This window comes from Pseudochrobactrum sp. AO18b (assembly GCF_000409565.1).
GTDB lineage: Bacteria > Pseudomonadota > Alphaproteobacteria > Rhizobiales > Rhizobiaceae > Pseudochrobactrum > Pseudochrobactrum saccharolyticum.
Map to the genome: position 1 here is coordinate 1 of NZ_ANNO01000195.1, position 3,624 is coordinate 3,624.

The following is a 3,624-nucleotide window of genomic DNA, read 5'->3' on the forward strand; positions in this document are numbered from 1 at the left end:
ATTCATTCTCACCCAATGGCCCCGACACAGCGACGCGGTAATTCTTATTGGCCACATTCTCAACCGAGAAGAACAATTCCGCATTTTCCTTCAGCTTATAAGAACCGTAGAGATCATAAAGAATATAGCTTGGCAGTGCGAATTTCTGGCCAAAATCTGTACCAAATCCGGCATAGCTGCTTTTGCCGAAATAACGTGCCTGCGCACCCAATGTCAGCTTTTCATCAAACAGACGGAAACCTGCATCAAGCGTGCCATACTGATCCGGTATCATGAAGGCATCACCATTCCCCGCACCGGCCCCCTCACCGATCGGCTGATCCGTCTTGGCTTTGGTATAAGAAACATTGGTATAGAAAAAGCCGAGATCGTAACTGCCTTCAATCTCCCAGCCATACATTTTGGTAATGCCCGGGCGGTTAATCCACATTGCTGTCGGGCCGCGATTAGGCACATTAACAAAATCATTGACGACGAAATTCTCTATGGAATTGTGGAAGAAGCCGGTTTTGAGGCGGAACTTGTCATCGCTGCGCAGTAAACCGTCTTCTGTGAAATTCACCCCGATATCCCAGCCTTTACTATATTCCGGCTCAAGATTGAGATTATTGGCAATACCACTGCCGAGCCCTGCACCGATCGGGATCAGCGAGAAGAACATTTCCTGCACTGTCGGTGCGCGGAAAGTATGGGCATAGGTCGCATATAGCTCCAGCCCGTCATAAGGCTGTGCGGTCAGAGAGACTTTCGGCAACCATTTGCCGCTGCTGCGCTCAATATCCTTGTTACCGCAGACAGGTCCGCCAGCAGGACAATCTCCTGTGCCTGCCGCATAGGCAGGCTGATAGCCTTCAACATTCCAGTGATCGTAACGCAGACCGCCGGTCAGCGTAAAAATATTCCACGACAAAGTTGCGTCGGTAAAACCGCTGGATTTCTTTAAGCTACCCGGAGGGTTCGCACCGCGATATCTGTTGATGACATATTCATCGCTGCCAAAAGACCCGCCATAGAACAGTTTGAGCTGTACATCATCACTCAGCATTGTTTTGCTGGTATTGGAAATGTCAAAACCATAGCCACGATCATCGGTTTTACGCCCGCGATAGCTGCCGCCGGTCGCCGCATAATCCATATTGGTGCGGTTATAATAGGCATTCACCTTCAGATCGATCCAGTCATTATCATCCGGCGTATAGGCATAATTGGCCGTGTAAGACGCGTTCTTCAGATCCTGCTCGTAATTGGCATAGGTAAACCGGTTCTCATACCAGCGCGCACCAAGTTTAAGATTATGCTCGGCGGATGGTGCAATTTCAAATTTGATCAGCCCGCCACCCGGACGGTTGGTAGCATCGCGCCCGCTATCGACATAAACACCGTCACCATTTTTAAATGTACCGTAAGACGTGCGCGCAAAAGCTCCGAGAATACTGACATTGCTGGATTTATCATTGTTCAGATTGGCACGCGCGGCACCTGCCAGTATACCCGAGCCGCGGAACCCGTTGGTTCCGGCTTTCCAGCGTGTCAGCACACCGACATCACGCCCCGGCAAAACAATATCGTCAAAGTCAAGCGTACGGAAATTTGCGGCGCCGCTCAGAGTCCCCATACCGGCGGCGCCTCCTACGGCACCTTTGCTCACATCAATGCCGCCGAGCAGTTCCGGCTGCACATAGAGCAAGGTACCGCCGGATGAGGCATGGCCTGCCACATTGCGGAATGTCTGCGGCACACCATCAATCATCGCATTCACACGGCCGAAACCGCTCATCCCGCGAATATTCACCTCAATGCCGGGCTGACTGGATTGCTGACGGGTGAAGACACCGGGTGTCGAGCGCAATGCCGCTTGCGGATCGCCGCCAAAACGCTGCTGCAGCGCATCACTGCTTACAGAACTGACTGGTGCCGGTGTGCGATATATTCCGTCACCCTGAGCAAAAGGCCCGTTCAGACCACCGGTGACTGTAATTGTTTGCAGCTGTGTGGCACTCTCCGCAGCTTTATCTTTTGCCGCATCCTGTGTGGTTGTTTCCCGCTGCTGTGCCGCAGCCATACCTGTAAAAATTCCGAGACCGGTTATGCTCAAACCCGTAAGGCTCAAAATCGTACCGGCGAAAGATGCGCGCAGACAGTGCCTGACAACAGACATAGTACCCCCTTTGGCAGGCAGACGTCGTCTGTCCTGCCATGCATAATCATGACAAGTTTTGAAAAGCAGCAATTGAAGAGTAAGTTTGGCTCTTATGCCTCGGGAATAATAAACTTGATTAAAAGAGTCAAGTTTATCTTCATCATAATTTTCTGCGCGTCAGTCCCAACATTTAAGTAAAAGATTCTAAAGGGTTTATCCCGCATAGTATGATTATCAACCAAGAGCCAAGCGACAGCTGTCAGCAGCAGAAGCGGGAAGCAGAGCAGGTATAATGCGCAGATGAATGTGCAGAATGTCAGACTCTAACGACGGGATAAACTGACCATGACTGAAATCCGATCCTTAGCAGAAGCGGATATACCGGTAGTCGCTAAGCTTTTTCAAAAAATATTCCGAAAAAGCGACAAGGAACCGTCTGCTGAACTGATCGCCTATCTTCAGCGGCTTTATATCCGTTTTGCCGGAGAGACGGTGCCCGCCTCCAAAGTTCTGCTCGATAAAAACGGCAGTGTCAGCGGCTTTCTCGGCGTGAATTATTTTGATTATTTTTGTGAGGCGACCAATAAAACACTGCGCACCGCCATTGTCAGCACATTGATGGTTGAGGATCATCAGCATAATCCTCTGGGTGGTGTCAAACTGATGCGCAGCCTGCAAAAGGACGGTTATGATCTGATGATAACCGAAACAGCCAGTGAGGTTGCAGCAGCGATCTGGAAAAAACTGGATGCGGTTCAGCTCACCAATTACAGCCTTGACTGGTTGCGGATTATTCGCCCGCTCAGCTTCATGACAGAAATCGCAGGCAGCAAGCTCAAACCTCTCGCAATGCTGCAACCCTTCGCCCGCAAATTTGATGATCGCAAACGCAATGCCATGCATGGCAAAAGCCTGCGCTGGTCAGCCACACCATCGGATTGGCCAACGGCTCAGCAACTGACCTGCACGGATATTGATGCAACAGAATTTGCTGAGCTCTACCAGCATTACGCGCAAAGCTTTTCCTGCCGGCCACAATGGAATACGGAGCAATTGCTGAACCGTCTGGAAGATGCCGTGCAAAAGCCTGAATATGGCAAGGCCTATATGGTCAAAGCAGGCACTAAATCCGGCAAAAATCTCGGCCTTTTCCTCTATCACTTAGAGTCTGGCAAAACAGCGCGTGTGCTGGAATTCTTCAGCGACCCGAAAGCAGCAAGCCAGATGATTGACACGCTGATCCATCATGCAGCCTCCAACGGCGCTGTCGCCATTCGCGGACGCACACAACCGGATCTGATGGAAGCGATGCTCGGGAAACGCATTGCTTTCACCCATTTATGTTCAACAATGGTCTGGGCGCAGGATCCGGCTTTATTGCCGCCTTTTGTTGAAGGAAAAGCCTTACTGAACGGCCTTGCCGGAGAATTCTGGAACAGGCTCTATGCCAATCCGCTTTAAACACCGATAAAAAAGCCGCCCCC

At 50.8% G+C, this 3,624-nt stretch carries 2 protein-coding genes; one reads left to right on the plus strand and one right to left on the minus strand.

Annotated features, from left to right (window positions below; all coding sequences use genetic code 11):
- The coding region (locus A918_RS19895; protein WP_022710616.1) for a TonB-dependent receptor domain-containing protein at window positions 1-2,158 on the minus strand (2,158 nt) is incomplete at its 3' end.
- Window positions 2,159-2,485: 327 nt separating this feature from the next.
- On the opposite strand from A918_RS19895, the gene A918_RS0108320 reads away from it, so the two are divergent.
- A complete protein-coding gene (locus A918_RS0108320) occupies window positions 2,486-3,601 on the plus strand; it encodes a hypothetical protein (protein WP_022710618.1) in 1,116 nt (371 codons plus the stop codon).
- Window positions 3,602-3,624 lie beyond the last annotated feature (23 nt).

Excerpts from the sequence above, each read along its gene's own strand:
- A918_RS0108320 (WP_022710618.1), top strand. The coding sequence starts at position 2,486 with ATGACTGAAATCCGATCCTTAGCAGAAGCGGATATACCGGTAGTCGCT.